The organism is Enterococcus salsurae (genome assembly GCF_054784955.1).
Genome location: NZ_BAAHWY010000006.1, coordinates 99939 through 126576 on the forward strand (window position 1 = coordinate 99939; position 26638 = coordinate 126576).

21 protein-coding genes are annotated in these 26638 nt (G+C 42.6%); 17 read left to right on the plus strand and 4 right to left on the minus strand.

Annotated elements, in window-relative coordinates:
• Positions 1-2: 2 nt before the first annotated feature.
• Both ACYVRS_RS13825 and ACYVRS_RS13830 read left to right on the plus strand, forming a co-directional pair.
• The gene (locus tag ACYVRS_RS13825; protein ID WP_461198949.1) at positions 3-1322 is read left to right on the plus strand and encodes a PTS sugar transporter subunit IIC; all 1320 of its coding nucleotides are present in this window, start codon (positions 3-5) and stop codon (positions 1320-1322) included.
• A gap of 290 nt (positions 1323-1612) precedes the next feature.
• Positions 1613-3055: a glycoside hydrolase family 1 protein gene (locus ACYVRS_RS13830; protein WP_312542333.1), complete on the plus strand. Its 1443-nt coding sequence runs from the start codon at positions 1613-1615 to the stop codon at positions 3053-3055.
• A 68-nt stretch (positions 3056-3123) separates the two neighbouring features.
• Here the strand turns inward: ACYVRS_RS13830 and ACYVRS_RS13835 are convergent, their stop codons facing one another.
• The gene (locus ACYVRS_RS13835; protein WP_461203571.1) at positions 3124-3882 is read right to left on the minus strand and encodes an ABC transporter permease; all 759 of its coding nucleotides are present in this window, start codon (positions 3880-3882) and stop codon (positions 3124-3126) included.
• Positions 3879-4820: an ABC transporter ATP-binding protein gene (locus tag ACYVRS_RS13840; protein WP_461203572.1), complete on the minus strand. Its 942-nt coding sequence runs from the start codon at positions 4818-4820 to the stop codon at positions 3879-3881. The genes ACYVRS_RS13835 and ACYVRS_RS13840 overlap by 4 nt, the downstream gene beginning before the upstream one ends.
• Positions 4821-4916: 96 nt before the next feature.
• Between ACYVRS_RS13840 and ACYVRS_RS13845 the strand changes: the two genes are divergently transcribed.
• The 5 genes from ACYVRS_RS13845 (at position 4917) to cydC (ending at position 12036) form a co-directional block, all read left to right on the plus strand.
• Positions 4917-5855 (plus strand): Rgg/GadR/MutR family transcriptional regulator, encoded by a 939-nt coding sequence (locus tag ACYVRS_RS13845; RefSeq protein ID WP_461198954.1) that lies wholly within the window; start codon positions 4917-4919, stop codon positions 5853-5855.
• A 284-nt stretch (positions 5856-6139) separates the two neighbouring features.
• Positions 6140-7552: a cytochrome ubiquinol oxidase subunit I gene (locus tag ACYVRS_RS13850; protein WP_312499565.1), complete on the plus strand. Its 1413-nt coding sequence runs from the start codon at positions 6140-6142 to the stop codon at positions 7550-7552.
• A 2-nt stretch (positions 7553-7554) separates the two neighbouring features.
• Positions 7555-8574, plus strand: a complete 1020-nt coding sequence (cydB, locus tag ACYVRS_RS13855; protein ID WP_054116949.1) for a cytochrome d ubiquinol oxidase subunit II — start codon at positions 7555-7557, stop codon at positions 8572-8574.
• Positions 8571-10292: a thiol reductant ABC exporter subunit CydD gene (gene cydD, locus ACYVRS_RS13860; protein ID WP_312499563.1), complete on the plus strand. Its 1722-nt coding sequence runs from the start codon at positions 8571-8573 to the stop codon at positions 10290-10292. The genes cydB and cydD overlap by 4 nt, the downstream gene beginning before the upstream one ends.
• Positions 10285-12036: a thiol reductant ABC exporter subunit CydC gene (gene cydC / locus ACYVRS_RS13865; protein WP_461203573.1), complete on the plus strand. Its 1752-nt coding sequence runs from the start codon at positions 10285-10287 to the stop codon at positions 12034-12036. The genes cydD and cydC overlap by 8 nt, the downstream gene beginning before the upstream one ends.
• A gap of 44 nt (positions 12037-12080) precedes the next feature.
• On the opposite strand, the gene ACYVRS_RS13870 is transcribed toward cydC, so the two are convergent.
• On the minus strand, positions 12081-13061 hold the full coding sequence (locus tag ACYVRS_RS13870; RefSeq protein WP_461203574.1) for a polyprenyl synthetase family protein: 981 nt from the start codon (positions 13059-13061) through the stop codon (positions 12081-12083).
• Between the two features lie 93 nt (positions 13062-13154).
• On the opposite strand from ACYVRS_RS13870, the gene ACYVRS_RS13875 reads away from it, so the two are divergent.
• The 3 genes from ACYVRS_RS13875 (at position 13155) to ACYVRS_RS13885 (ending at position 16414) form a co-directional block, all read left to right on the plus strand.
• A complete protein-coding gene (locus ACYVRS_RS13875) occupies positions 13155-14057 on the plus strand; it encodes a prenyltransferase (RefSeq protein ID WP_461203575.1) in 903 nt (300 codons plus the stop codon).
• 31 nt (positions 14058-14088) lie between these two features.
• The gene (locus ACYVRS_RS13880; protein WP_312498661.1) at positions 14089-15297 is read left to right on the plus strand and encodes an NAD(P)/FAD-dependent oxidoreductase; all 1209 of its coding nucleotides are present in this window, start codon (positions 14089-14091) and stop codon (positions 15295-15297) included.
• A 178-nt stretch (positions 15298-15475) separates the two neighbouring features.
• Positions 15476-16414 carry an FAD:protein FMN transferase gene (locus tag ACYVRS_RS13885; protein WP_461203576.1) on the plus strand — a complete coding sequence of 313 codons (939 nt, stop codon included), beginning with the start codon at positions 15476-15478 and terminating at the stop codon, positions 16412-16414.
• 77 nt (positions 16415-16491) lie between these two features.
• On the opposite strand, the gene ACYVRS_RS13890 is transcribed toward ACYVRS_RS13885, so the two are convergent.
• Positions 16492-17406, minus strand: a complete 915-nt coding sequence (locus ACYVRS_RS13890; protein ID WP_461203577.1) for a LysR family transcriptional regulator — start codon at positions 17404-17406, stop codon at positions 16492-16494.
• A gap of 260 nt (positions 17407-17666) precedes the next feature.
• On the opposite strand from ACYVRS_RS13890, the gene ACYVRS_RS13895 reads away from it, so the two are divergent.
• From ACYVRS_RS13895 to ACYVRS_RS13925, 7 genes are all read left to right on the plus strand, one after another.
• Positions 17667-18272, plus strand: a complete 606-nt coding sequence (locus ACYVRS_RS13895) for an NADPH-dependent FMN reductase (RefSeq protein ID WP_054116957.1) — start codon at positions 17667-17669, stop codon at positions 18270-18272.
• Between the two features lie 17 nt (positions 18273-18289).
• Positions 18290-20713, plus strand: a complete 2424-nt coding sequence (locus ACYVRS_RS13900) for a flavocytochrome c (protein ID WP_313538207.1) — start codon at positions 18290-18292, stop codon at positions 20711-20713.
• 104 nt (positions 20714-20817) lie between these two features.
• Positions 20818-22044 carry an L-lactate MFS transporter gene (locus ACYVRS_RS13905; protein ID WP_312498654.1) on the plus strand — a complete coding sequence of 409 codons (1227 nt, stop codon included), beginning with the start codon at positions 20818-20820 and terminating at the stop codon, positions 22042-22044.
• 220 nt (positions 22045-22264) lie between these two features.
• Positions 22265-24376: an SH3 domain-containing protein gene (locus ACYVRS_RS13910; RefSeq protein WP_313538206.1), complete on the plus strand. Its 2112-nt coding sequence runs from the start codon at positions 22265-22267 to the stop codon at positions 24374-24376.
• Between the two features lie 307 nt (positions 24377-24683).
• Positions 24684-25178 (plus strand): general stress protein, encoded by a 495-nt coding sequence (locus ACYVRS_RS13915; RefSeq protein WP_312542354.1) that lies wholly within the window; start codon positions 24684-24686, stop codon positions 25176-25178.
• Positions 25179-25418: 240 nt separating this feature from the next.
• Positions 25419-26042, plus strand: coding sequence for a hypothetical protein (locus ACYVRS_RS13920; RefSeq protein ID WP_312542355.1), 624 nt, complete (start codon positions 25419-25421; stop codon positions 26040-26042).
• 163 nt (positions 26043-26205) lie between these two features.
• Positions 26206-26619 (plus strand): phosphate-starvation-inducible PsiE family protein, encoded by a 414-nt coding sequence (locus tag ACYVRS_RS13925; protein ID WP_054116966.1) that lies wholly within the window; start codon positions 26206-26208, stop codon positions 26617-26619.
• Positions 26620-26638 lie beyond the last annotated feature (19 nt).

Sequence of the window (26638 nt, forward strand, 5' to 3'; positions counted from 1 at the left end):
AAATGGAAAAATATATGGATAATGTCCTAGTTTTTGCTGATAAGATTTCAAATAATCGCTATTTAAAAGCTATTTCAAATGGATTGATGGCAACATTACCTATTAATATTATAGGATCGATTGCCTTATTGCTCGCCGTCTTACCTATTCAGGGTTGGACTAATTTTATTACATCTATCAATATTGGCGGGTATTTTTCTGTTGGGTATAGTATGACTGTAGGCGTCATCTCGGTATATGCATCATTTCTAGTTGGTCATCGACTAGCAACGGAATTTAAGCAATCTGCTGTTCCAGCAGGGATCGTGTCATTGTTTGCTTTTTTAATGATGACACCTTTAATCACGCTAGAAGACACAACCACTTTGGATATGAGTAAATTAGGTGCGCAAGGTCTTTTTACCGCAATGATTTGTGGATTGGTGTTTGCGAGAATCTATTGTTTTATTTTAGAAAAAAATATTGCAATCAAAATGCCTGCAGGAGTACCGCAGTTTGTGACGGACACTTTTGCTGGACTGATTCCTGCGATCATTACTGGATTCATTGCGATTATCATTAGTTGGGCTTTTAGTTTTACAGCCTATGGCTCATTTTCTGACTTTATTTATCAAATCTTAGCCTTGCCATTACAAAGCTTATCTTCAAGTGTTGGCTCTTTGTTAGTGATCGTCTTGATCCAAATGGCTCTTTGGTTCTTTGGCATCCATGGTTCATTAGTAGTTGGGAGTTTTATTACAGCTTTATATTTACCGATGGATGTGGAGAATATGGACGCCTTGGCTTCAGGTGTAGCTAGATCAGAGTTACCAAATATCTTGAGCAAATCTTTCTATGATCTATTTGCAGGTATTGGAGGCGCAGGTGGAACTTTATCGTTAGTTATTGTGATTCTACTGATTGCGAAGTCCAAACAATCAAGAACAGTCGCAAATCTAAGTGCAGTCCCAGGTCTATTTACAATCAATGAGCCAATGATTTTTGGCTTACCGTTGATTTTGAATCCAATCATGGCAATTCCGTTTATTTTAACACCGTTGGTTCAGGTGTCAGTTGCCTATTTAGCTATTTGGAGCGGTATCGCACCTCGCCTAAGTGGCGTGCAAGTACCGTTTGGGACACCAATTTTTCTAAACGGATTCTTAGCCGGTGGTTGGCAGATTGCTGTCTTGCAAGTGGTTTGTGTTCTAGCTGGCTGCGTCTTATATATTCCTTTTGTTAAAATCTTAGATAAGGAAAAATTAAAATCAGAAGCTGCGGCCGAAGCTGTAACACAAGCAGCACAAGTTGAAACGGTTAGTACGACAACAGAGACTGTTTAGTCAAAATTGTTGCGCAATGTCATTTGATAAGAGCATCATTGATTTGTAAAGAAAAGTAAGCGATTTTAAGATGACAAGCCTTATACTTCATGGTATAGTTAATCCAAGAAAACCCACGTTGGATTGTTACTGACTCGATCAGGCAAAACCTAAATAAGATAACGCTCTTTGCAGCGGCTCTTATTTAGGTTTTTTATGTTTATCTGGGCTTTTTATATGGTTGAAACGGTCAATATGAGGCGACACTTGTGTATTGACTAAAAAATAAGATAAGTGAAGGAGTAGAGAAAATGTCAAAATTTCCAGAGAATTTCTTATGGGGCGGTGCTACGGCTGCCAATCAATTAGAAGGTGCATTTGATCGCGATGGCAAAGGACTATCTGTAGCAGACGCAATGCCTGGGGGCAAACAGCGTTTAGCCATTTTAGGCAGTGATACGTTTGACTGGACGATCGATGAAGACACATATACGTATCCAAATCATCGCGGTATTGACCATTACGATCGGTTTAAAGAAGATATTGCCTTGTTTGCAGAAATGGGTTTCAAGAGCTATCGTTTTTCGATTGCTTGGACACGTATTTTTCCGCAAGGAGATGAAACCACACCGAATGAGGCCGGATTGGCTTTCTATGATGCCTTGATCGATGAATGCTTGAAGTATGGGATTGAACCTGTGATCACGATTTCTCACTATGAAATGCCATTGCATTTGGCAAAAGCGTACGGTGGATGGAAAAATCGGGCTTTGATCGATTTTTATGAACATTTTGCCAAGGTGGTATTGGAACGTTTCCACAGTAAAGTGAAATATTGGATGACATTCAACGAAATCAATTCAGCTTTTCACTTCTCTGCGTTGAGCCAAGGGATGGTCAACAGTACAGGGGCGGACAACTTCACAAATGTGATTCAAGCTTGGCACAATCAATTTGTAGCAAGCAGTAAAGCGGTGAAAATCGGTCATGAATTGAATCCAGATTTACAAATTGGGTGTATGATCATTTATGCAACAACGTATAGTATCGATGCAAATCCAATCAACCAAACGGCAACATTGATTCATAACCAAGCCTTCAACTATTATTGTGCAGATGTTCAAGTCCGTGGGAAGTATCCAGCATTCACAGATCGTTTGTACAAAGAATATGGTGTTGATCGTGCGGATCTTGACATTACGGAAGAAGATTTGGCCTTGATTGCACAATACACAGTGGACTATGTAGGCTTCAGTTATTACATGTCTTCTGCTGTAGATGTGACCACTGAGGAAGTGGATGAAGTGCAAGGCAATTTGCTAGGCGGTGTGCGCAATCCATTCTTAGAAGCGAGCGAATGGGGTTGGCAGATCGACCCTGAGGGATTACGCATTGCTTTGAATGAGTTGTATGATCGTTATCAAAAACCATTGTTCATTGTTGAAAATGGATTAGGGGCTATCGATACGTTCACTGAAGATGGGACGATTGAAGATGATTACCGCATCGATTACTTGCGCCGCCACATCGAAGCGATGGGTGAAGCGATTGAAGATGGTGTAGACTTGATTGGTTATACCCCATGGGGCTGTATTGACCTTGTCAGTGCATCAACCGGTGAAATGAGCAAGCGCTATGGCTTTATCTATGTTGATTTTGATGATGAAGGCAACGGCACAATGGATCGTTCGAAGAAAAAATCATTTGATTGGTACAAGCAAGTGATTGCAACAAATGGTGAGAATTTAGATTAAATAAGTGTCAAAAGAAGCAACGGTCGAGGGACTGTTGCTTCTTTTTTTATAGGTGTCATAAAAAATGGCTACTCCCGTAACACGCGGCGCTGATATATAACAGTTGCCGTGCACCAGCTCACGATAGTGATTCCACCGCACCAAATGAAGGCTTGAAGCAATGGAGCAGGTGGTTGTTGCATCATCAGGGCGCGAAGGGCATGGATGATTGGCGACATTGGTTGGTATTCAGCAAAAATGGCTAACGGGCGCGGCATGGTTTCCGTTGGGACGAAACCGGAACTTAAGTAGGGCAAAAGGGTGATCAAGACAGTGAACAAAGCAGCCATTTCGGGACTTTTGGCGATGAGTCCAACCAAAACTGAGATCCAAGTAAAGGCGAAGGTGAAGCAAAAGATCAATAGGACTGCAAGCCCCCACCCAGCAACTGTGGCTTGTGGGCGAAAACCGATGAGCAGAGAAACGCTCAACACGACCAAGGTACTGATCAAGCTCCGTAGCGTCGCGGCGAAGACATGGCCATTTAAAAAAGCTGATTTAGAAATGTTCAAGGTCATCAGCCGTTCCACCATGCCAGATTTTAAGTCTTCCGTAACAGTTACCCCAACGGAGGAGGCACTCTGGGCGATACACTGAACGAGGACACCGGGAACAACAAAATCGACATAAGCGGTATCGCCGACGTGCATGGCTCCGCCAAAGACATAGACGAAGAGGATCATTAAAATCGCTGGGGTCAAAATACCGCTCAGCAAGGTTTCCATACTGCGCATCGATAGCAAGAGATTACGTTTGAATAAGGTGTTGGTTTCTAGAATAGCTTTCATTGGGTTCCTCCTTGGACAAGTGTCAGAAAGATATCTTCTAAAGAAACGTTCTTTTGACTAAAGCTGGTGATGGTGATCGGTAATTGGTTGAGATCTTGTAAAAGTGTGAAGGCATGATGGAAGTCTTGGCTGACGGGCAATGTCAGAGAGAGATTGGACACATTGACTTGTAATGGAACGTCAGAAAGATGCTGACGCAATGTCTGCAAGTGCTCTTTCGTCAGTACGCTGATTTCCATCGTCTGCGAAGGGTGCAGTTTTTTTAGTTCAGTTGGTGTTCCTTGCAAGATGATTTTCCCTTCATGCAAAATGGCAACTTGGTCTGCTAAAAATTCAGCTTCTTCTAAGTATTGGGTCGTCAGAAAAATCGTTCGTCCTTGCGCTGCGATCTCTTTGATCATGTGCCATGTGGCTAAGCGGTTTTGCGGGTCTAAACCTGTCGTTGGTTCATCCAAAAAGAGCAGGTCAGGCTCGCCGATAAAACTCATGGCGATGTCTAAGCGCCGGCGCATTCCGCCCGAGTAATCTTTGACTAATCGATTGCTGGCATCCACCAAATCAAAACGCGTTAACAAATCTTCCACGATCTCCTGTTTGTTTTTGACATGGCGCAAAGCAGCGATCATCAGCAAGTTTTCTCGGCCGGTCAGTTCTTGATCGACGGCGGAAAATTGACCTGTCAGGCTGATTTTCTCGCGAATCGCTGCCGGATCTTTGGTCAAGTCGATCTCGTTGATACACGCGGTTCCTTGATCAAAAGGTAGGATGGTGGACAAAATTTTGACTAGAGTAGTTTTTCCAGCGCCGTTTGACCCTAGTAAGACAAAAACTTCGCCAGAAGTGACGTCAAAGGTGACATCTTCCAAAACGGTATTGTCTTTGAAGCTTTTTTGTAAATGTTTCACGTGAAGCATTTGCTTTTTTATAGGGGTTACCATAGCTTCTTCCTCGTTTCTATAAGATAATTAGAGCATACCGCCTAATAGGATAGAGGATGTCTAAAATTCAATATATTGAAAAAGAAGGTGGATTACATGCAAAGTTATGGTGCAACAATCAAAGCAATCCGAAAGAGTAAAGGTCTATTATTGAAGGAACTGGTGGATGAACAGTTATCTTTGTCGTTGTTGTCGCAATTTGAGAATGACAAAACCACGATATCTTGCGAACGCTTTCATCGTTTGCTGGACAAACTTGAAGTCCGTTTTGATGAGTTTCAGTTGTTGCAAACGGGGCAAACCCTTTCTCCAATACAGGCTGAGATCCTAGATTATGTAGCGGCGATGGGTGAGATTAGTGACGTAGGAGAATTACAAGGATTAGCAGAGAAATATCGATCATTATGCCTATACCAGCAACAACACTATTCACTAGAGATCGACCATTTGCTGCAATTATTTCATTTTGACTACTGTATGAAGAAAGATATTTTTAGTGGATTGCCATCGTTGGCAGCGCGCGAAAAGTATAGTGCCTGTCTATCTGGCGCAAAACAATATTTACTCAACACCGATACTTGGGGTGTCTATGAACTGCGGCTATTCGCACGTGTGGGGGTTTCTATGGAAGCGCCTTTGTTGTGGCGTTGTCTCCAGGTTGCTATCAAGAAAAGTGATCAGTTTGCCAAACTGCCAGGAAATCAGGATATCTTCTATGAAACCTTGACGGCGATTTTTTCGATATTTTGTTTATTGAAGGAAAGCGACTATGCTGAAAAAACCTTCCTGCTTTGGCGCACACGGGTCGCGCAAGAAGAACATGTCAAGGAAGCTGTTTTTTTGCCTTTTTATGAAGGTTGGGTGGCTTGGTTAAAAGGGGAAGCCCTGGCAGAAGAACGTATGGATGAAACACTATTCTGGCTGGAACGTTTAGGGTTCAAAAAACAATTGGCTGAGTATCGAGAACTCAAGCAATTGGTGCTGACAGATAATTTTCCAGGTCTTTTATTAAATGACCCGTTGCTTTCTGTGTGAAAAGAGTGTTAAATAAGCAGAGGGTGACAAAGTGTCAATAATTGGTATTAACCAATTATTGGTGGTAAAATATAAACATAAATAGTAGGTTTTTTTGCAAAAAAATGATTGACAAGCCTATGAAGCCGCCTTATGTTTAAGAATCAGAAAGGAAGTGATTAAAAATCGATAATAGCAAGCAAGTTGCTTCTTTTTTTAGTATGAGAGGAGTATATTCGTAATTGGAATTTTTCTTTCATTGGAATTATTATCATTTATTTGGTTAGAGTTTAGGAGGATGTAAAATGGATTATGTGACATTAGCACGGATCCAGTTTGCCATGACAACGATTTTTCACTACTTTTTTGTGCCTTTTTCTATTGGTACGGGTGTTGTTGTAGCAATTATGGAAACACTATATGTGATAAAAAAAGATGAAAAATATAAACGCATGACGAAGTTCTGGGGCAATATTTTTCTATTGAGTTTTGCTGTTGGTGTGGTGACTGGAATCATTCAAGAATTTCAATTTGGGATGAACTGGTCTGATTATTCACGATTTGTTGGGGATATTTTCGGTGCCCCTTTGGCTTTAGAGGCTTTGTTGGCGTTCTTTTTGGAGTCGACTTTCTTAGGATTATGGATCTTTACTTGGGATCGTGTGAGTCCGAAAGTGCATGTGACGTTCTTTTGGTTGGTTACCTTAGGATCGATGCTGTCAGCCTTCTGGATTTTGGCTGCCAACAGTTTTATGCAACATCCAGTAGGATATACATTGAATAACGGTCGGGCAGAAATGACCGATTTTGGCGCTTTGTTAGCCAACCCGCAAGTTTGGTATGAATTTTTTCACGTGATCACGGCCGCAATCGCTATGGGCGGGATCATCGTAGCAGGTTTATCAGCTTTTCGTTTGTTGAAAAAAGACCAAGATATCGACCGCGAGTTCTTCAAAAAATCAATGCGTATTGGTTTTGCCGTGGCATTATTTGGTTCATTTACGGTGTTGCTTGCTGGAGATGAACAAATGAAGTATCTAGTAGAAGAACAACCAATGAAATTTGCGGCGATGGAAGGTGCGTATGAAGATACTGGCAGCCCGGCTGCCTGGACTGTGGTGGCTTGGGCGAATGAGGCTGAGCATTATCAAGTGTTTGGTGTGTCTATTCCTTATATGCTCAGTATTTTGGCTTTTAATGAACCGTTCGGATCGATCGATGGGATGGATACTGTCAATCAAGATTTGATCGCCCGCTATGGGGAGCGGAATTATTATCCCCCTGTGAATACATTATTCTGGAGTTTCCGTGTGATGGCTGGATTTGGGGCATTGATGCTGCTGGTATCCGGTTTAGGACTGTTCTTCACGCGTAAGAAGAAACCTTGGCTCTTTGAGAAGCGCTGGCTACTTTGGGTGACTGGCCTTACGCTGTTCACACCATTCTTGGCCAACACTGCTGGCTGGTTGATCACAGAATTGGGACGCTATCCGTGGACTGTTTATGGGTTGTTTACTATTGAAGATAGTGTGTCGCCAAATGTATCGGCTACTTCATTAATGATTTCCAATATCGTTTACTTCTTATTGTTTACTGGATTGGGTGCAACGATGATTTATCTTGTCCGACGTGAAATGAACCATGGTCCAGAAAAAGACGCCTTTGGCGAAATTAGTCAAAATGACTATGATGATCCATTTGACAAGGGGGCGTTTTAAGGATGACAGGTTTACAATTATTGTGGTTTACATTGATTGGGATTTTATTCTCAGGCTTCTTCTTTTTAGAAGGATTTGACTTTGGTGTAGGGATGTCTGTTCAGACATTGGCCCATAATGAAGATGAGAAAGACCAAATCGTGCAAACGATTGGGCCTGTCTGGGACGGCAATGAAGTATGGCTGCTGACGGCAGGCGGGGCAATGTTCGCTTCATTTCCATACTGGTATGCCTCATTGTTCAGTGGATTTTACTTGATTTTATTGTTGATTTTGGTCGGTTTGATCATTCGCGGCGTATCCTTTGAGTTTCGGGCAAACTTCCCGAAAGAACGCAAAAACATCTGGAACTGGACGTTGACGATCGGTAGTACGATGGTGCCTTTCTTCTTCGGTTTGATGTTTGTTGCGTTGATACAAGGGATGCCTTTGGATGCTGATGGCAATATGACAGCGACATTTACAGATTATGTCAATCCATTTTCTGTGGTAGGCGGTATTGCGATGACGTTATTGTGCTACTTGCATGGCTTGAACTATATTGCCTTGAAAACGGAAGGACCGATTCGGGCACGGGCACGCAATTATGCGAGTGTCTTTTATGGTATTTTGTATGCAGGATTGATCGTATTTGCTGTGATGCTCTATTTTGAAACAGATTTCTTTGACCTTCACTTTGCGACGACACTAGGATTGCTGATCGTGATCGTGTTGTTGACTATCTTAGCGAACTTCAGTGTCTTCAAAGGGATGGAAATGACCGCATTTTTAGCCAGTGGGTTTACGTTGATTGCGTTAGTCGTCTTGATTTTCACGGGATTATTCCCCCGTGTGCTGATTAGTTCCCTAGATTCAAGTTATGACTTGCTGATAGCAGATGCTTCTTCAAGTCGGTATACCTTGAAAATCATGAGCTATTTATCATTAACGATTTTGCCTTTTGTATTGGCGTATACAGCTTGGAGCTATTACATTTTCCGGAAACGGATCAAGCATACGGGGGCGTTGGAGGGATATAAATGATTGACAAACAAATCATGAAACTCCCTGGAATGAAGCAGTTATTGGGTTTGCTTGCAGGATTATCTTTCTTGCAAGCACTCTTCATTATTGGGCAGGCCTATGGGTTGGCAAGTGCTATCACTGGCTTATGGGAAGGACATCCTTTAAAGGAACAGTGGGGCTGGATTCTGCTGTTCTTTTGTTCGTTTATTGCTCGGCAAGGCGTGATTTATCTACGTTCACAAAAGCTAGATACCTATAGTTACCAACAATCTGCCGCTTTGAGAGATCAACTTTTAGAAAAACTTTTTCGTGTAGGACCTCAAATTGCGCAGCAACAAGGGACAGGGAATATCACTACGATGCTTTTGGAAGGGATCAATCAAGTAGAGAACTACTTGCAATTGATTCTGGCGAAGATCATGAATATGTCCATCATTCCATGGGTGATTTTGGCGTTGGTTTTTTACCTTGATTGGGAATCAGGTGTGGTTTTGCTGTTGGTCTTTCCTTTGATCATTATTTTCATGATCATCTTGGGCTATGCCGCGCAAAGCAAAGCCGAAAAACAATACCGCACGTTTCAACTATTGTCCAACCATTTCATTGATACGTTGAGAGGAATCGATACATTAAAGTTGTTTGGTGTGAGTCAAAAATATGGCAAAAGCATTTTTGCTTCAAGTGAACGTTTTAGAAAAGCTACCATGGACTCACTCAAAGTCGGGATTTTATCGACCTTTGCATTGGATTTCTTTACCACCTTATCTATTGCAGTCGTTGCTGTTTTACTAGGGTTGCGGCTGATCAATGAAGGGATTTTCTTGTTTCCATCATTGACGATTCTGATTTTGGCACCGGAGTATTTTTTACCGATTCGTGATTTTTCGAGTGATTATCATGCAACATTAGATGGCAAAAATGCAATGACGGCAGTTACGGAAATTTTGAATCAACCAGAAGCAGAAATCGATGCCGTTTCAATCCCACGCTGGCAAGAACAAACCAACCTATCCCTGTCAGGCGTGTCCTTTGATTACGAAGAAAAAACGGCGTTGTCTGACATTGACTTGTCTGTCACAGGGTTTAAAAAAATTGGTATCATCGGTTTAAGCGGATCTGGAAAGTCCACGTTGATCAATCTTTTGAGTGGTTTTTTTGTTCCTGCTTCAGGTCAGATAGACATTGATGGCGTTGATGTAACAGCACTACGCCAACCTGATTGGCAAGAACAATTGATTTATATTCCGCAAAATCCTTATATCTATCGGATGACGCTCCAAGAGAACGTGGCCTTCTACCAACCTACTGCAACGAAGGAACAAGTGTTAGCGGCAATCGAGGTTGCTGGTCTGACTGAGCTGCTGGAAGAGTTGCCGCAAGGTTTGGATACGATGCTCGGTGAAGGAGAACGTCACCTTAGCGGGGGACAAGCGCAACGGATTGCCTTAGCCCGTGCCTTCTTAGATCAGGAGCGAAAAGTGCTGCTCTTTGATGAGCCAACCGCGCATCTAGATATTGAAACAGAAGTTGCACTAAAGGCACGTATGCTGCCTTTGATGGAGAACCGCTTGGTTTTCTTTGCCACGCATCGCTTGCACTGGATGGAAGAGATGGATGAGATCATTGTAATGGATCAAGGGCAGATTGTTGAGCGAGGCACACGCGCAGAACTACAAGAAAAACAAGGCGCATTTACGGACTTGGTTCGTGGCATGAGGAGGGAACAGCTTGAATAAAATTGGGTTATTTCAGTCGTTGAAAACCGATACGTGGGTCAAACCATTCTTGACGAAATATAAGAATGTCTTGGCTTTGGCTTTGTTTTTGGGCTTTTTGACCTTCTTTTGCGGCGGCGCTCTGATGTTTAATTCTGGCTTCTTGATCAGTCGATCTGCTTCGATCCCTGAAAATATCTTGCTGGTTTATATTCCCATTGTATTGACACGGGCATTCGGGATTGGACGACCGGTATTTCGCTATTTAGAACGATTGACGAGCCATAGTTGGGTATTGCGTATGACGTCAAATCTGCGGTTGAAGTTATACAATGTGGTTGAAAAAGATGCGATCTTCTTTAAACAAGCCCATCGTACAGGGGATATCCTCGGTTTATTGGCTGAAGATATCAACCATATCCAAAATCTGTATCTACGCACGATTTTCCCAACAGTGATTGCGTGGATCTTATATATCTTTTTGATTATTGGCTTAGGTTATTTTTCGGTGTGGTTTGCTTTGGTCATGTTGCTGTTGCTGGGGATCGTGGTATTTGTTTTGCCGCTATGGTCTGTGGTCATCAATGGTGCCCGTCAAGAAAAACAAAAACAAATGAAAAACCATTTGTATACGACATTGACGGACAATGTATTAGGTGTGTCAGATTGGGTCTTTTCCCAACGTGGAACGGAATACGTGGAGGCACACAAAGTACTAGAAACTGAACTACATCAAGTAGATGAGAAAATCAAGGCATTCGACCGCCGACGGGATTTCTTATTGCAAGGGATTTTTGGCGTGATCGCAGTAGCGCTGCTGGTTTGGGCCAGTGGACGGTTCCCAGGTGTTTATGGTGGGCTGGCCAATTGGATCGCCGCCTTTGTGCTGTGTGTGTTCCCATTGATCGATGCCTTTGCACCTTTACCCGCTGCTGCTCAAGAAACGAATGTGTATAAAGATTCGATCGATCGTTTCAATGCATTGCCAAATGAGCAAATGGGTGAATCAGGAACGGTCGTTGACAAGCCTGATGGACCAATTGAACTGACGGTCAGTGACTTACATTTTCATTATCCGTCCGGAAAAGAAGTTTTGCATGGCTTTGACTTGACCATTGGTGCACATCAAAAATTAGCGATTCTTGGTCGTAGTGGTTCAGGGAAAAGTACATTTGCTTCACTCTTTCGGGGGGATCTAGTACCGACTAAAGGTACGATTTTGATCAATGGGCAACCTGTTGCTGATTTTGGTGACAGTATCAGTGATGTCATTGGGGTCATCAACCAAAGCCCTTACTTGTTTCATACGACGATTTTGAATAATTTGCGAATTGGGAATGAAGCTGCTTCTGAAGCCGAGGTTTGGCAAGTGTTGGCACAAGTGGGTCTGAAGGAAATGGTGTCGGCGCTGCCGGAAGGATTGGCTACGATGGTCGATGAAGCGGGGCTGCGTTTTTCTGGAGGAGAACGACATCGGTTAGCACTTGCGCGTATTTTGTTGAAAGATACACCAATCATCTTATTGGATGAACCAACGGTTGGCCTAGATCCGATCACTGAACAAAGTGTATTAGAAACCTTCTTTAACGTGTTGAATGATAAAACGATTATCTGGATCACGCACCATTTACAAGGAATCTCAATGATGGATCGTGTCATTTTTATTGAAGACGGTCAGTTGGCGATGAGTGGCACACCAGCGCAACTGGCTGCTGAAAATGCACACTTCCAACAATTGTTGGCAATCGATCAAGGACGTATGTAAGGACGTATAAAAAAAGCGTCCATTTATGATGGACGCTTCCTTGATTAGTAGGCGCGCTGTAGGAGCAATTCAGCCAATGATCGAATTTTCTTTCTGCTTGGTTTATCGGGAAGTTGATCGATGGCATCAAGCGCTGCTTGTGTATAGGCTACCGCAAAATCAGTAGCTTTTTTCACACCATCATAGGTGTTGACAAGGTCAGCGACTGCTTGTGCTTCATCCACTGAAAGAGTTTCTTTTTTATTCAGATAAGGAGCAAAAGCTGCGGGTGCTTGTTCTTTGGCAAACAACAAAGGCAATGTGTAGACCCCTTGTGCGAGATCTTCAAGAACTGGCTTTTTCAAGGTGCTTGTATCTGAAGTGTAGTCCAAGATATCATCAAAGACTTGAAAGGCAATGCCGATATTACGGCCAATCTTGCCTGCGCGTTGCTGGTCTGTTTCAGATAGACCACCGAAGTGCGCGCCTTCCAAGCAAGCGAGCCAAAATAGCTCAGCCGTCTTACCGTTGATACTTTGCAAGTATTCATCAATGGTTTCATTGACGTTATACCGTGTGTGCATTTGGTCTAATTCACCTAAAAGCAGTTGCTTCATCGCTTGGGCATTGGTCATCAGAAACTCGGATCCGTTCATACTTTCAATCACTAACTCAAAAAATTGGGTGAACAAAAGATCACCCGTGTACACTGCAATGTCTTTGCCATATTTTGCTTGAACCGTGGTCCGGCCTCGCCGCAACGGTGAATCATCAATAATGTCGTCATGGATCAAGGTCGCCATATGCAAAATTTCCAAGGAAGCAGCAATCTTTGTTAATTGGTCGGTTTTTTTATAATGGGGATCGCCTAAGTCAGCAAACAATAAAAAGAGCGCTGGCCGCAGCATTTTTCCACCTGAATAAGTAAAGTCGATCAAAACATCTTGTATCTCTTTATTCCGTACAGTTACGCGTTCTTCGATGATCGCACAAACCTTTTTTAATCGTTCATCGATCGTCGGATAATCGTTCCAAAAGTCAAACATAGTATAACCCTTTCTAACAGTCATTCAGCCCTTATTCTAGCTTAAAGACGAGGGATTGACTAGTTTAATGCACTCTTTAAAGGAGGTGAATTTGTGACACTCTCAGTATTTTTAGAACTTGTGGAATTTAAAGCAAAAACTGCCAGTATTTTGCCTTTTTTTATCGGAATTTGCTATAGCTGGTACAATTATCAATCGATTCATTTGGGCTATGTATTGCTTTATTTTGCGGCGATGCTGATTTTCAATATGGCTGTTGATATTTTAGACAACTATAATGACTACCATCACGCGACAGAAGTCCATGATTACAAGGAAAAAACCAATATTATCGGTCGGGAACAGTTATCCGTCAGGTTGGTTTTTTGGTTGATGGTATCGATGATCACCCTCTCAGCCTTGATGGGTATTGGGTTAGCAATCGTGGTTGGCTGGCCATTATTTTGGATGGGGTTGTATTGTTACTTGGTGGGGATTTTTTATTCCTCGGGTCCTCGTCCCTTATCAAGTTTACCTTTAGGTGAGTTTTTTTCAGGGTTTACGATGGGATTCATGATCTCACTGATTTGTGTGTATCTAAATGCCTATCAGGTATTTGAATGGAATGTTGCCACCATTGGCAGTATTTTCTTAGTCTCTTTACCCAATACATTGTGGATCGCCAACTTAATGTTGGCCAACAATATCTGCGATTTGGACGAAGATGAAAAGAACAATCGCTATACACTGGTGCATTATCTAGGGAAGCCTCAAGCACTACGGCTTTTTGCGGTGATGAATATCCTTGCTTTCGTGGCGATCCTTGCTGCTGTAGTCTTGGATATTGCCCCTTGGTCAGTGGTTCTGACCTTCTTAGCGGCACCTTTTGTCTGGCAACAGACAAAACGATTAATGGAAAAACAAGTCAAAAGGGAAACTTTCATTTGTGCAGTACGGATCTTAGCTGTCGGTGCTTTTGTACAAGTGATCACGTTCGCGCTTGGTTTGATTTTATAATTTTTACAAGAAAGAAAGGAAGTAAAGAAACATGAAGGAAGTTGTCATTTTAGGCGCAGGATACGCTGGTTTGCGTGCCTTACACGTATTACAAGGAGCGAAAGGGGATTTTCATATCACCCTGATCGACAAAAACGATTATCATTATGAAGCAACGGATCTCCATGAAGTTGCTGCGGGCACGCAACCCCGCGATCGTATCAGTTATCCTATTATGGATGTTGTGAAGACAAATAAAACGACATTTGTCCAAAAAGAAGTCGCAACGATTGACCGTGACCAACAAGTGATCACCTTCAAAGACCAAACGACCCGCACTTATGATTATCTGATCGTGGCTTTAGGCTTTGAATCAGAATCATTTGGGATACCAGGTGTGGAAGAACATGCTTTAGAAATGGTCGATGTCGATTCGGCAGAAGCCATTTATCATCATTTACTAAAACAAATGCAAGACTATCAACAAACAAAAGATCCAGACTTATTGAAAATCGTGGTTTGCGGTGCAGGATTCACAGGCGTTGAGTTGTTAGGCTCTCTCGTAGAGAACCGCAAAACGTTTGCGAAAGCAGCGGGTGTCAAACCAGAAGAAATCAAATTGTATTGCGTAGAGGCGGTTACGCGGTTGTTGCCTATGTTTGAAGAAAAGCTGTCTGATTATGGTATCAACAACTTGGTGAAATGGGGCGTCAATTTCTTGACAGGCAAGCCAATCAAAGAAATCAAACCAGGTGTTGTGATCTATCAAACGGATGCAGAAACTGGTGCCACAGAAGCGCTTAGTGCCAAAACGATTATTTGGACAACTGGTGTCAGCGGGAGTCATGTCATGGCTGCTTCCGATTTTTCTGCCCGTCGTGGCCGTGTGATGGTGGATCAAACTTTGACTGATCCTGATCATGGAGAAGTCTATGTTGTTGGAGATGTGTCCGCTGTATTAGATCCAGCAACCAATCGTCCGTATCCTACCACCGCTCAAATTGCATTAAAAATGGGTCATCATGCAGCGAAGAATATTCTACGTCAAATGAATGGTGAACAGCCTACTGATTTCCATTTTGAATCCTTAGGCTCTGTGGCATCGATTGGCAATACCCATGCATTTGGTTTAGTAGGGAAAATGGCTGTGAAGGGCTATCCAGCTTCTTTTGTCAAAAAAGCCATTATGGACCGTTCCTTGTATCAAACAGGTGGTGTGAAAGAAGTGTTAGCGAAAGGACGCTTTGACTTTTATCATTGAGTCGCTAGCAGACACTAACAACGAAAGGCTGTGCCCATACTGGACAGCCTTTTTTTGTGCGCTTTGAAATCTCACCGCGATCTTACGAAAAAAGCGTAAGGAGAAAGCGGCAAGATCAGGCTACTTTTTTTTCAAGAAAACTGCTATCATAGCAAGGAAGAAAGCGGGGCGAAGTGAGATGGAACATCAGAAAAGAGTCTTTCGCGGAATGGGGACTGTGATAACGGTCGAAGTGGTGCACGAGACACCTGAAACAATCTTAGATGAAGCACAGAAACAAGCCCAATTGTTTGAAGCACGATTTAGTGCCAATGATCCTCAAGCGACCCTTAGTCGCATCAACCAACAAGCTGGGAAACAGGCCGTTTGGGTGCCAGCTGATTTATTTGCATTGATCGATTTGTCACGACAACATAGTCTGGCACCTGACAGTTATTTGAATATTGCTATCGGGCCATTGGTGCAGGAGTGGCGAATTGGCTTTGCCGATGCACATTTACCTGCAACGGATAAAATCAAGACCCTGCTGCCGTTAAGTGATCCTGAGAATATCATTCTAGATCATAGACAGCAAACAGTGGCATTGAAACAGGCTGGTATGCAAATTGATTTAGGCGCCGTAGCGAAGGGCTTCTTTGCCGATCAATTGATGGCTTATTTCCAACAAGCAGATGTGAAAGCTGCGTTGATCGATTTGGGTGGCAATGTCCTAGTCTATGGCGATGCACCGCGGCATGCTGATCATTCGTGGCGCGTGGGTATCCAAAATCCGTTTTTGCCACGGGGGAATTTTGCCGCCGCATTGAAGGTGCAGAATAAGTCTGTTGTTACTTCAGGCGTATACGAACGCACTTTTCAGTTGGATGGCAAAACGTATCATCACATTTTTGACCGTCAAACCGGCTTTCCATTGACGACGGAATTAGCGAGTTTGACCATCGTTTCAGACAAGTCTGTGGATGGGGAAATTTGGACAACCCGCCTATTTGGACAATCACCCCAGCAGATTTTGTCAACGTTGTCTTCTTTGAGAGGAATCACGGGGTTGCTCATCACCAAGCAAGGAGAGCTGCTCTATCCGAGGGAAATGGCAAACTTGATAGAAACAGTAGGATAGAAAAGCACCCTCTAGCAGATGCGAAAATCCGCTGGGGGTGTTATTTAATTGAAAAGCGGTTTGAAATATTTGTTATTCTATATATTCCTTATAAAGGTATCGATCAAGGATTGTTCGCTTTTAGATAAAGCACGCGCTGCTTGATGGGTAATAAAATAGGTTAAAGACAATTGCTCTTCTGGCAAAGGGTACAAGTTAAAGTCAGTAGGGATCGCTGCCTGTAAGACACTTTCAGGAACGATAGCGACCCCTAAGCCGCTTTCCGCTAAAGCAGCGACGGTATAGACATTGCTGCTTTCTAGCATGATCATTGGCTCCACTTTGTATTTCTGCAGTAATTGATCGATTTGCCGGCGAATGGCAGAACCACTCCCTGTTAAAATCAAAGGCTGCTGTAATACCTTTTTCACCGTGAGCGTTTCTTCAGCTAAATACCGGATATTTGGTTGATAGAGGGGGGATGTGGCAGGGATGATCGCTAAATAGCGTTCTTTATTTGTACTATAGACTGTTAGGTTAGGCGCAATTGTTTCTGGATTTTGACCAATAAAGAAATCCAATTGTCCGTTCAACAGTTTTTGTTCGTTTTGTTTCGGTAAATCTTCGCGCAAAAAGAAATTGACTTCTGGAAACAGTTGTTGGTAAGCAGGTAAAAAGTGAGGCAGCAAATAAGCACCCAAACTTGGCAATATTCCTAGTCTTAATGTATGTTTTTCTGCATTCGTATACCAAGATAAACGGTTTTTCAACTTTGCTGATTCGGACTCTAACGTTTCAAGGTACTGGTAATAGAGTTTTCCGGCTTCTGTCAATTGAAAATGCCCTGTTTGCCGATTGATGATCGAAGCCCCTAACTCTTGTTCTAATCGCTGAATGGTCTGGGTCAAATAAGGTTGAGAAATATACAGGTCTTTGGCTGCTTTCGTATAATTGCTATGTTTTAAAAGGCTGTCCAAATATTGTAGCATCAGATGTGAATCTTTTAGTGCCATCGAAATCCCTCCTTTGTTCTTCCATTATAACAAAATTGTTATAGTTGAATAGTTAAATAAATATTTCACAAAATATTATTTTGGGCATACACTAACATGTGCAAGGGCAGTTTCAGAGCAACAACATGTAATCCTTGATATCAAAAGTCAAATTTTCATTGTTACAAAGAGTCTTGGGGAAGCGGCAGTGAGAGGCTAGACTGTTGATTGCTTTTTTTTAGTTAATATTGTTAATACATTCACAAATAGGAGAGATGATAATGAAATTAATCGCTATCGTTGGCACCAACTCAACGCGTTCGACCAATCGCAGGTTGCTGCAGTTCATTCAGGCGCATTTTAAAGAACAAGCGGAAATCGACATATGTGAAATTGCTGATTTACCGGCATTCAATGAACCTGATGATAAAACAGCACCTGCTGAAGTACAAGCTTTATCAGACAAAATCGTTGCTGCAGATGGAGTAATCATCAGTACACCTGAATATGATCATTCGATTCCGGCGGTCTTAAAAAGTGCAATCGAGTGGCTATCGTATACCACGCGTCCTTTGATCGATAAGCCTGTCATGATCACTGGTGCGTCATTGGGCGCTTTAGGGTCATCACGAGCACAAGCCCATTTGCGCCAAATTTTGGATGCACCAGAAGTGAAAGCACGGATTATGCCGAGTGCTGAATTCTTATTGGGTCACTCGATGCAAGCGTTTGATGATCAGGGACAGTTGATAGATCAAGACAAAGTTGCAGAGCTCGACGATTGTTTCAATGAATTTCTTCTGTTCGTTAAGATTACCAATCAGCTGGTTGATGCTTACTCAACCGCCAAAGAACGTGCCACGACATTTTCTTGGGAACAAGCATAGAAAGAGAGGAATCATCCATGAAATTTGTAGGTTTGATCGGTACCAATGCCAAACGATCCACCAATCGGCAATTAGTCGCGTTTATGCAGCGGGCGTTTTCTTCCCTTGCCGAAATTGAGATTTTAGAAATTAAAGATGTACCTATGTTCAATGAAACACAAGACCAAACAAATCATCCTGTGATCCAAACGCTGAACAGCAAAATTATGGAGGCAGATGGTGTGATTATTGCTACTCCAGAACACAACCACTCCATTCCTTCGGCTTTAAAAAGTGTGTTAGAATGGCTTTCTTTCAACATTCATCCTTTTGATGGGAAACCTGTGATGATCGTAGGTGCTTCTTATGATATCCAAGGATCGTCACGGGCACAATTACATCTGCGACAAATTTTAGATGCACCGGGTGTCAATGCGACAGTTATGCCAGGAAATGAGTTCTTATTAGGCCGTGCCCATCAAGCTTTTGATGAAGACGGGAATCTGAAGGAGCAGCGCACGATCGATTTTCTTGAAAGTTGTTTCCGCAAATTTATTCGTTTTACTGAAGTGGCGAACATTTTAAATGTACCGGAAGAAGTGTCTTATCAACCAGGAGCATATACAGTGACGGCACCGGGACATAACGGTGACTTGCCAATGGTGGTTACTGTGAGTGAAGAACGGATCGAAGCAATCGATATTGATACTTCTGGTGAATCAGAAGGGATCGCTGATGTTGTTTTTGTCAGAATCCCGCAAGAAATCATCGAAGGTCAGACTTTAAATGTCGATGCGATCTCAGGCGCTTCTGTGACAAGCAATGGTGTGGTGGATGGTGTGGCCAAAGCTGTGAAAATGGCGGGAGCCAATCCTGATGTATTGCGCAAACGGCCAAAAGCGGCTAGTGCATTGCAAACAGCAGACGAGACCTATACCACAGATATCATCGTTGTAGGCGGTGGTGGTGCTGGACTAAGTGCGGCGGCCAGCGTGCTGCAAGCAGGAAAGAACGTCATCGTAGTCGAAAAATTCCCAGCTATAGGTGGGAATACTGTACGCACAGGTGGACCGATGAATGCTGCAGATCCAACCTGGCAAAACGGTTTTGCTGCGTTGCCAGGGGAACGAAGTGCCTTAGAAGAAATCTTAACGCTGGATGAATCAGAAATCGATGCAGAATATCTTGCTGATGTTCAATTGTTGAAAGCGCAGATCGAACATTATTTATCTGAAACAACGCCAGAAGAAGAATACTTATTTGATTCTGCTTTATGGCATCGAATCCAAACATACTTGGGTGGCAAACGTAAAGATTTGTCTGGCCGACCTATTTATGGTGACTACAACCTAGTCAAAATTCTAACGGATGAAGCATTGGCTTCTGTGAAATGGTTGGAAGCAATCGGTGTTGAGTTTGATACCAAACATGTGGATATGCCGGTAGGCGCCAAATGGCGCCGAGGACATAAACCTGTCAAAAATGAAGGGTACGCCTTTGTTTCCGCGCTACATGATTTTGTAGATGCTCATGGTGGTCAAATTTTGACAGATACACCTGTAAAAGATTTGATCATTGAAGAGGGTCAAGTCGTAGGCATCGTTGGAGAAGGGCGAAATGGCCAAAAGGTGACGATCTATGGGAAGGCTGTTGTACTCGCATCAGGTGGTTTTGGTGCCAATACGCAAATGTTGAAGCAGTATAATACCTACTGGACAAACATTGAAGATGACATCAAGACATCTAATTCACCGGCAATCACAGGCGATGGGATCAAGTTAGGCGAGCGTGCTGGTGCAGCTTTAGTAGGCATGGGTTTTTCACAAATGATGCCTGTGTCCGATCCGAATACGGGTGCTTTATTTAGCGGTTTGCAAGTGCCGCCAGCAAACTTTGTGATGGTCAATCAAGCAGGCGAACGTTTCGTGAATGAATATGAAAGCCGAGATGTCTTGACGCAAGCAGCGATTGACAATGGCGGGCTGTTCTATTTGATTGCAGATGAAGCAATCAAAAAAACCGCTTATAATACAAACCAAGAAAAAATCGACAAGCAAGTTGCGGCAGGTACCTTGTTCCGGGCAGATACATTGGCAGATTTGGCGCGCCAAATCAAGGTTGAACCGGATACTTTAGTCAAGACAATCGAAGCCTATAACCATTATGTCGACGCAGGAAAAGATCCTGATTTTGGCAAAGATGTCTTTGATTTGAAAGTTGTTCAAGCGCCATTTTATGCCACACCACGCAAACCGGCCGTCCACCATACCATGGGAGGCTTGAAAATCGATCCGCAAACCCATGTCTTGACGGAAGATGGACAGATCATCAAAGGACTATATGCGGCAGGAGAAGTAGCTGGCGGTATCCATGCAGGCAATCGATTAGGCGGAAATTCATTGACAGATATCTTTACTTTCGGCCGCATTGCAGGGAATACAGCCGTAGCAGAACATGTGTAAATAGGAAAATACGTACGCAGTTTGACATCTGCGTACGTTCTTTCAATGTGTATTTGTGAAGAAACGAACAATGAAAATGGAACACAAAGAATGGAGGATAAAATATGGAAAACACGATTCATCGTTGGAGAATTTTGGCGGCATCAACAGCGGTGCTGCTATGTACAGGGGCAGTGTATGCCTTTAGTGTATTTGCAGCGCCTCTTAGTCAGTTAAAAGGGTGGACAATGCCAGAAATTATGATGGCTTTTACGATCAATGCCGCAGTTGGACCGATCACGATGATTTTAGGCGGTCTATTGACAGACCGTGGTTGGGCTAAATGGGTGATAGCATCTGGCGGCGTGTTGTTTGGATTGGGCTTCTTCTTGACGGGCTTTGCTACGTCACCAACGATGCTTTATGTCACCTATGGAATCATGGCAGGTCTGGGACAAGGGTTTGCTTACTCGGCTTGTCTTAGTAACACGATTCGTCTGTTCCCAGATAAACGTGGATTGGCTTCGGGGTTGATCACAGCTGGAATGGGTGGTGCAGCGATTCTTGCAGCACCGATTGCCAATCGTTTGATTGAAAGTCATGATGTACTTTTTGCCTTTCGTTTATTAGGGATTGCTTATATTGTGGTTGTTATTGCAGCTACGATATTTATCAAAAAAGCACCCGCTGATTTTCAACCTGCTGGTTGGCAAGTTACGGTTGCGGCCAAACCGCAGCAAATCAATTATACTTGGCAAGAAATGTTGAAAACCCCTATTTTTTATTTCGTCCTCGTCATGATGTGTGCTGGGGCATTCTCCGGCTTGATGATTGCGTCAAATGCTTCTGTGATCGGTCAAAGTATGTATGGCTTAACGCCTGCCGTAGCAGCTATTTATGTCAGTTTATATTCATTAAGCAATTGTCTTGGTCGGGTCATATGGGGCACTGTCTCTGATAAAATCGGCCGAACCCAAACATTGATGATCATTTATGGTGTTGTTGCGCTGTCATTATTCATCTTAACGATTGGACGATCCACCCCGATTTTCACCGTCGGGATCATCGGTTTAGGTCTATGCTTTGGTGGTGTGATGGGTGTCTTTCCGGCAATCGTGATGGAAAACTATGGAGCCGCCAATCAGGGTGTCAATTATGGTATTGTATTTATTGGATATTCTACCGCCGCTTTCTTTGGTCCTCGCGCAGCAGCCAGTATAGCAGCCAACAATCAGGGTGATTTTACAAAAGCTTTCTACACGGCAATCTTTTTAGCAGTGGCAGGGCTTGCTATAACGATTTTTTATGCCATTCTCAAGAAAGCCAAAAAACCTGCAGTCAGAATTGAATAGCATATTTAACAGCGGTGATCCTAGCGGGTACCGCTGTTTTTGATTGTTAAAGTGTCCGGATCGACAGTGAAAAAACAGTCTTTCTTCAAAAAATAAGCACTGTTTCAGTATGAGAAGATGGCAAATGGCCTTCATCATTTATTCATATTAAACCACCTTTTTTTAATAAATCATGTTACAATGGAAAGGATGAGTAAAATGAAATTTTCGGAGGGATCAAATGACATTACGCAAAGAACGACGTCGATTGGAACAACGTCTTAAACGTACACAATATACCCAAAAAAGTATCACAGTTGCTACCACTCTCGTTGCGGGGTCAACCTTTATCCCAACACTAGGACATGCGGCTGAAAGCGCCACAACCGGATCGAAAGATACCCAAGCAGAAATTGCTGCACAAGGCGTAGAAACGACGGACACGTCAGCTGTCGATACAACAGAATCAACAGTCGTTTCTGAGACTACCGATCAGTCCGAAGTGACAGGAACAAGCGACAACGAGAATGAAACAACCAGCTCTGAGGTGATTGAAACAACTGAATCAAGTGAAACCGCAACAATTGAGGAAGAAACAAGTAGTGATACAGTTGATACGACTGAAACAACGACCGTACCAGCGATCAGCCGAGCGCTTTTAGCGAGGACAGCCATCGATACCACGGGGTTTATTGCGCAGATTTGCGGTTATGCAACCGAGGTAGCGGATGCCAATGGTTTGTATGCTTCTGTGATGATGGCACAAGCCATTTTAGAATCTGGTTGGGGTACATCGACATTGACAACTACTGCCAATAATATGTTTGGTATCAAGGGCAGTTACAATGGTGAGTCAGTAACGATGAATACATATGAAGACGATGGATCAGGCAATTATTATTTGATCAGTGCCAAATTCCGCAAATATCCTTCACTGAAGGAATCATTTCAAGACAATGCTTATGTCTTGAGAAACACAAGTTTTTCAAGTGGCAATTACTATTATAGTGGCGCTTGGAAAAGCAATACCACTTCTTACACACAAGCAACTGCTTGGCTTCAAGGGCGATATGCCACCGATACTTCTTATGCAAGCAAACTAAATAATTTGATCAGTACGTATAATCTGACGCAATATGATACGGGAAGCAGCAGTGGTAATAGTGGCAGCAACGATAATGTGGCTTCAGATGAAACAGCTATCAATCAACAAATGAAGACAACCGCAGCGATGAATATACGCCAAGATGCCACCACTAGCGCAACCATCACTGGCTCTGTGGCTGCAAATACAACCATCACAGTCACTGCCTCAAAATCGGGGACAACGGTAAATGGTAATACGACTTGGTACAAAATTGCGGGTAAAGGCTGGGTCAGCGGTGCGTATTTAACCAAAGTCAGCAGTGATTCATCCAGCAACAACAGCGAATCAAGTAATAATACGAGTAGCAACACAGCAATCAATAAGCAGATGAAGACGACAGCGGCAATGAATATTCGTTCAGATGCCTCCACTACTAGCACGGTGGTAGGCGCTCTTGCAAATGGCGCGACAGTGACTGCCACAGCGACAAAAACAGGGACATCTGTCAACGGCAACAAAAATTGGTACTACGTGTCGAGTAAAGGTTGGGTCAGTGGTGCTTATCTTACAGAAGTATCTTCGAATACCTCTAATAGCGGATCAGGCAGTGGATCAAACAGTTCCGATAACAGCAGTACAACAACCAATCAACAAATGAAGACGACGGCAGCATTAAATGTTCGATCTTCTGCTTCAACTAGCAGTAGTGTTGTCGCAACCTTGACACAAGGTGCAACTGTGACCGTGACGAATACGAAAACAGGGACGTCCGTCAATGGCAACAAAACATGGTATTATGTGTCAGGCAAAGGTTGGATCAGTGGGGCCTACGTGACAAGCGTAAATGATTCATCGAGTTCATCTAATTCGTCCTCATCGATCAATCAAAAAATGAAAACCACGGATACATTGAATATTCGTTCAGATGCCTCCACTAGCAGTTCAATTGCTGGTTCTCTAACGAAGGGGACGACGATTACTGTAACAGCAACCAAGACGGGGACAACCGTGAACGGGACAAATAAATGGTATTATGTATCTGGCAAAGGTTGGGTCAGCGGTGCCTATTTAACAACGGTTTCCGCCTCAACTAGTACATCAAATGCTTCAACCAGTTCAACAACGACCTATTATACTGTTAAATCGGGTGACAGTTTATGGGCTTTAGCACAAAAATATAATACCAGTATCAGCAACATCACTTCTTGGAACAAACTAAGTGGCAACGTGATTTATGTCGGGCAGAAATTGATTGTAGCGAAGTAAAACTTATCACTTATCCATAGATCAAAAAAAATGTATTAACAAAGACGCATATAGAGACTTAGTCATTGACTAAGCTCTTTTTTTCGTTAAGGTATACCGTGGAACAGCATTACTGGGAGAAAATGAAGGGAGTTACCTATAGCATGAGGACGGCTGATCTTTTTACAAAGGGTCGTAAGCGCAATCAAATCATTTGTGACATCTTATTATCCTGCGTTACAATAAAGAGGTAGATTCAGTTGATGACACAACGGATCACTCATACATCTTAGCGAGCGAAACGTAAATATAATAAGGAGGATTTCAAATGACAAAGAGAAACCTAACGATTATTGGTAGTTACGATACGCGCACAGAAGCATTGCCGGTGATTGAACAATTGACAAATGAAGGGTATGGCAAAGATGACATCATGCTATATGCCAACCAGGCTGTGATTGATCAATTTGATTTAGATACGATAACGGATGTAGATGTAGAAGAAGCAGCAGCGAATGAACATGACCGTTCACTCTGGGAAAAAATCAAAGATGCTTTTTCCTTTGGGAATCATGACTTTGAGAACGAAGACGATCCTTTATTTGGTTATCGGAGTGATATTGAACAAAACAAACTAATTGTAGGGGTCTATGATTACCGACCAATGGATAAAGTAGGCGATTCTGATGCATCAATGACAATCGATACGCCACTTCCGGGAGAGACAGCGTTCCCTGATGAATCGGTTGAACCTGCACCACGTTTCGGAGATAGTGATATCGAAGCGCCGATCCATGACCCGAATCATTTGCGTAATTTATGATCAATTACTGAGCGCCAGTAGTTGATTGAAGCGACTATGTCTAGCAATCAAGTATCTGCAAGCCGTCAGATGGTTTTCAGATACTTGATTTTTTTTTGAAAAAAACCTTCAATAAAACTTTGACATCTTTGACAACAAAACTTAATTTGTTGACGTTGGTCTTTTTTTGTATAATATAGATAGAAGATAGTTTGTTGTATGAAATCTAGCCATCAAAAATGGAGAGAGGCAGGGCAGACGATGAAATTCAAATTTAATTTACAATCAGCGCTTGTCAGTTGTGGCGTTGCTGTTTTCTTAAGTATGGCCATCAATCAAAATGCGAATGCATTCGTAGCAGCACCTTTCGTGCGGAATGCGACCAGCAGTTCTTCTGAAGCCCCTGTCCAAACGGCAAGCAGTTCGACTGCTGAAACAACAAACACCAGCAGCATCTACTATGAAGCAAGTGTTAGTACATATAGTGAAATCCGTACAAATCCGCAAAGTGAAGAGGCATCATCATCGAATGTGTCTTCAGAGTCAATCAGTCAGTCGACGGTCGAAGAGGGCACATCATCTTCGCAAGAAGTACAGAGCAGCGCCTCCTCTTCTAGTAGTCTATCTGATTCAGAATCATCTGGTACATCATCAACATCCAGTACATCCAGCAGTTCTTCAAGTACATCAGAAACACATACAACCTCTTCTGAATCTAGTTCTTCCAGCAGCACGAGTTCAGAATCTTCGACAAGCACTTCAAGTAGTGAAGAAGCAGAGGAAGAAAATACGGGCAATTCTGATTTGGCAATCGAAAATCCAATTGAGCAAGGATCATCAAATACAAAGAATCAGCATGAAGCAGTCGTAAATGTAAATAAATAAGAAAACACCTCGTTTGGTGATCCTTTCTGTCGTTGCATCTAGTCAATGGGTAAGAAGTGATCCGGTAAGGTGTTTTTTGACGGGAAAAAATCGATTGATTTGTAAGCATATCTAGAATGAAATTGCGTAGTTTTCGCTATAATAATCTCAAAGGAGGCGTCGTATGGGAAGGTATTTTAAACATTTTGAAAAAATGATCAGTGTGATCGTTGATATTATGCTGGGATTATTGGTCTTGCTTGTTTTGGTCGTAATGGCTGAAGCCATTTATAAAATCGTGCTCCATGTCATTCCATTAAGCGAAGTGAGCGATTTGTCCTTATTGATCGAAGAAATTGCGACATTGTTTATTTTATTAGAAATCATTTTGATGTTATTGCGATACGTAAAAGAAGGACACCATATACCGGTCAGATATTTGATCTTGATCAGTATCACAGCGATTTTAAGAGAACTGCTATTGGCACAAGGAAAAGGATTAGAAACACTATTCTTGGCACTGGCTATTCTGGTATTGATTTTTGTTTTACAAGCATTGGAAAAACTAAAAGCTTTTCACAGTTCTAAGGAGCTGTAAACGCATCTTTGTCTACAAC

What these genes read in the sequence shown, in the direction of transcription:
- ACYVRS_RS13870 (WP_461203574.1), bottom strand. Translation starts at nt 13,061, where the DNA reads ATGTTTGACTTTTGGAACGATTATCCGACGATCGATGAACGATTAAAA.
- ACYVRS_RS13880 (WP_312498661.1), top strand. Translation starts at nt 14,089, where the DNA reads ATGAAGGAAGTTGTCATTTTAGGCGCAGGATACGCTGGTTTGCGTGCC.
- ACYVRS_RS13840 (WP_461203572.1), bottom strand. Translation starts at nt 4,820, where the DNA reads ATGGTAACCCCTATAAAAAAGCAAATGCTTCACGTGAAACATTTACAA.
- cydB (WP_054116949.1), top strand. Translation starts at nt 7,555, where the DNA reads ATGACAGGTTTACAATTATTGTGGTTTACATTGATTGGGATTTTATTC.
- ACYVRS_RS13915 (WP_312542354.1), top strand. Translation starts at nt 24,684, where the DNA reads ATGACAAAGAGAAACCTAACGATTATTGGTAGTTACGATACGCGCACA.
- ACYVRS_RS13925 (WP_054116966.1), top strand. Translation starts at nt 26,206, where the DNA reads ATGGGAAGGTATTTTAAACATTTTGAAAAAATGATCAGTGTGATCGTT.
- ACYVRS_RS13920 (WP_312542355.1), top strand. Translation starts at nt 25,419, where the DNA reads ATGAAATTCAAATTTAATTTACAATCAGCGCTTGTCAGTTGTGGCGTT.
- ACYVRS_RS13835 (WP_461203571.1), bottom strand. Translation starts at nt 3,882, where the DNA reads ATGAAAGCTATTCTAGAAACCAACACCTTATTCAAACGTAATCTCTTG.
- ACYVRS_RS13910 (WP_313538206.1), top strand. Translation starts at nt 22,265, where the DNA reads ATGACATTACGCAAAGAACGACGTCGATTGGAACAACGTCTTAAACGT.
- ACYVRS_RS13830 (WP_312542333.1), top strand. Translation starts at nt 1,613, where the DNA reads ATGTCAAAATTTCCAGAGAATTTCTTATGGGGCGGTGCTACGGCTGCC.
- ACYVRS_RS13885 (WP_461203576.1), top strand. Translation starts at nt 15,476, where the DNA reads ATGGAACATCAGAAAAGAGTCTTTCGCGGAATGGGGACTGTGATAACG.
- ACYVRS_RS13890 (WP_461203577.1), bottom strand. Translation starts at nt 17,406, where the DNA reads ATGGCACTAAAAGATTCACATCTGATGCTACAATATTTGGACAGCCTT.
- ACYVRS_RS13845 (WP_461198954.1), top strand. Translation starts at nt 4,917, where the DNA reads ATGCAAAGTTATGGTGCAACAATCAAAGCAATCCGAAAGAGTAAAGGT.
- ACYVRS_RS13900 (WP_313538207.1), top strand. Translation starts at nt 18,290, where the DNA reads ATGAAATTTGTAGGTTTGATCGGTACCAATGCCAAACGATCCACCAAT.
- ACYVRS_RS13905 (WP_312498654.1), top strand. Translation starts at nt 20,818, where the DNA reads ATGGAAAACACGATTCATCGTTGGAGAATTTTGGCGGCATCAACAGCG.
- ACYVRS_RS13850 (WP_312499565.1), top strand. Translation starts at nt 6,140, where the DNA reads ATGGATTATGTGACATTAGCACGGATCCAGTTTGCCATGACAACGATT.
- ACYVRS_RS13895 (WP_054116957.1), top strand. Translation starts at nt 17,667, where the DNA reads ATGAAATTAATCGCTATCGTTGGCACCAACTCAACGCGTTCGACCAAT.
- cydD (WP_312499563.1), top strand. Translation starts at nt 8,571, where the DNA reads ATGATTGACAAACAAATCATGAAACTCCCTGGAATGAAGCAGTTATTG.
- ACYVRS_RS13825 (WP_461198949.1), top strand. Translation starts at nt 3, where the DNA reads ATGGAAAAATATATGGATAATGTCCTAGTTTTTGCTGATAAGATTTCA.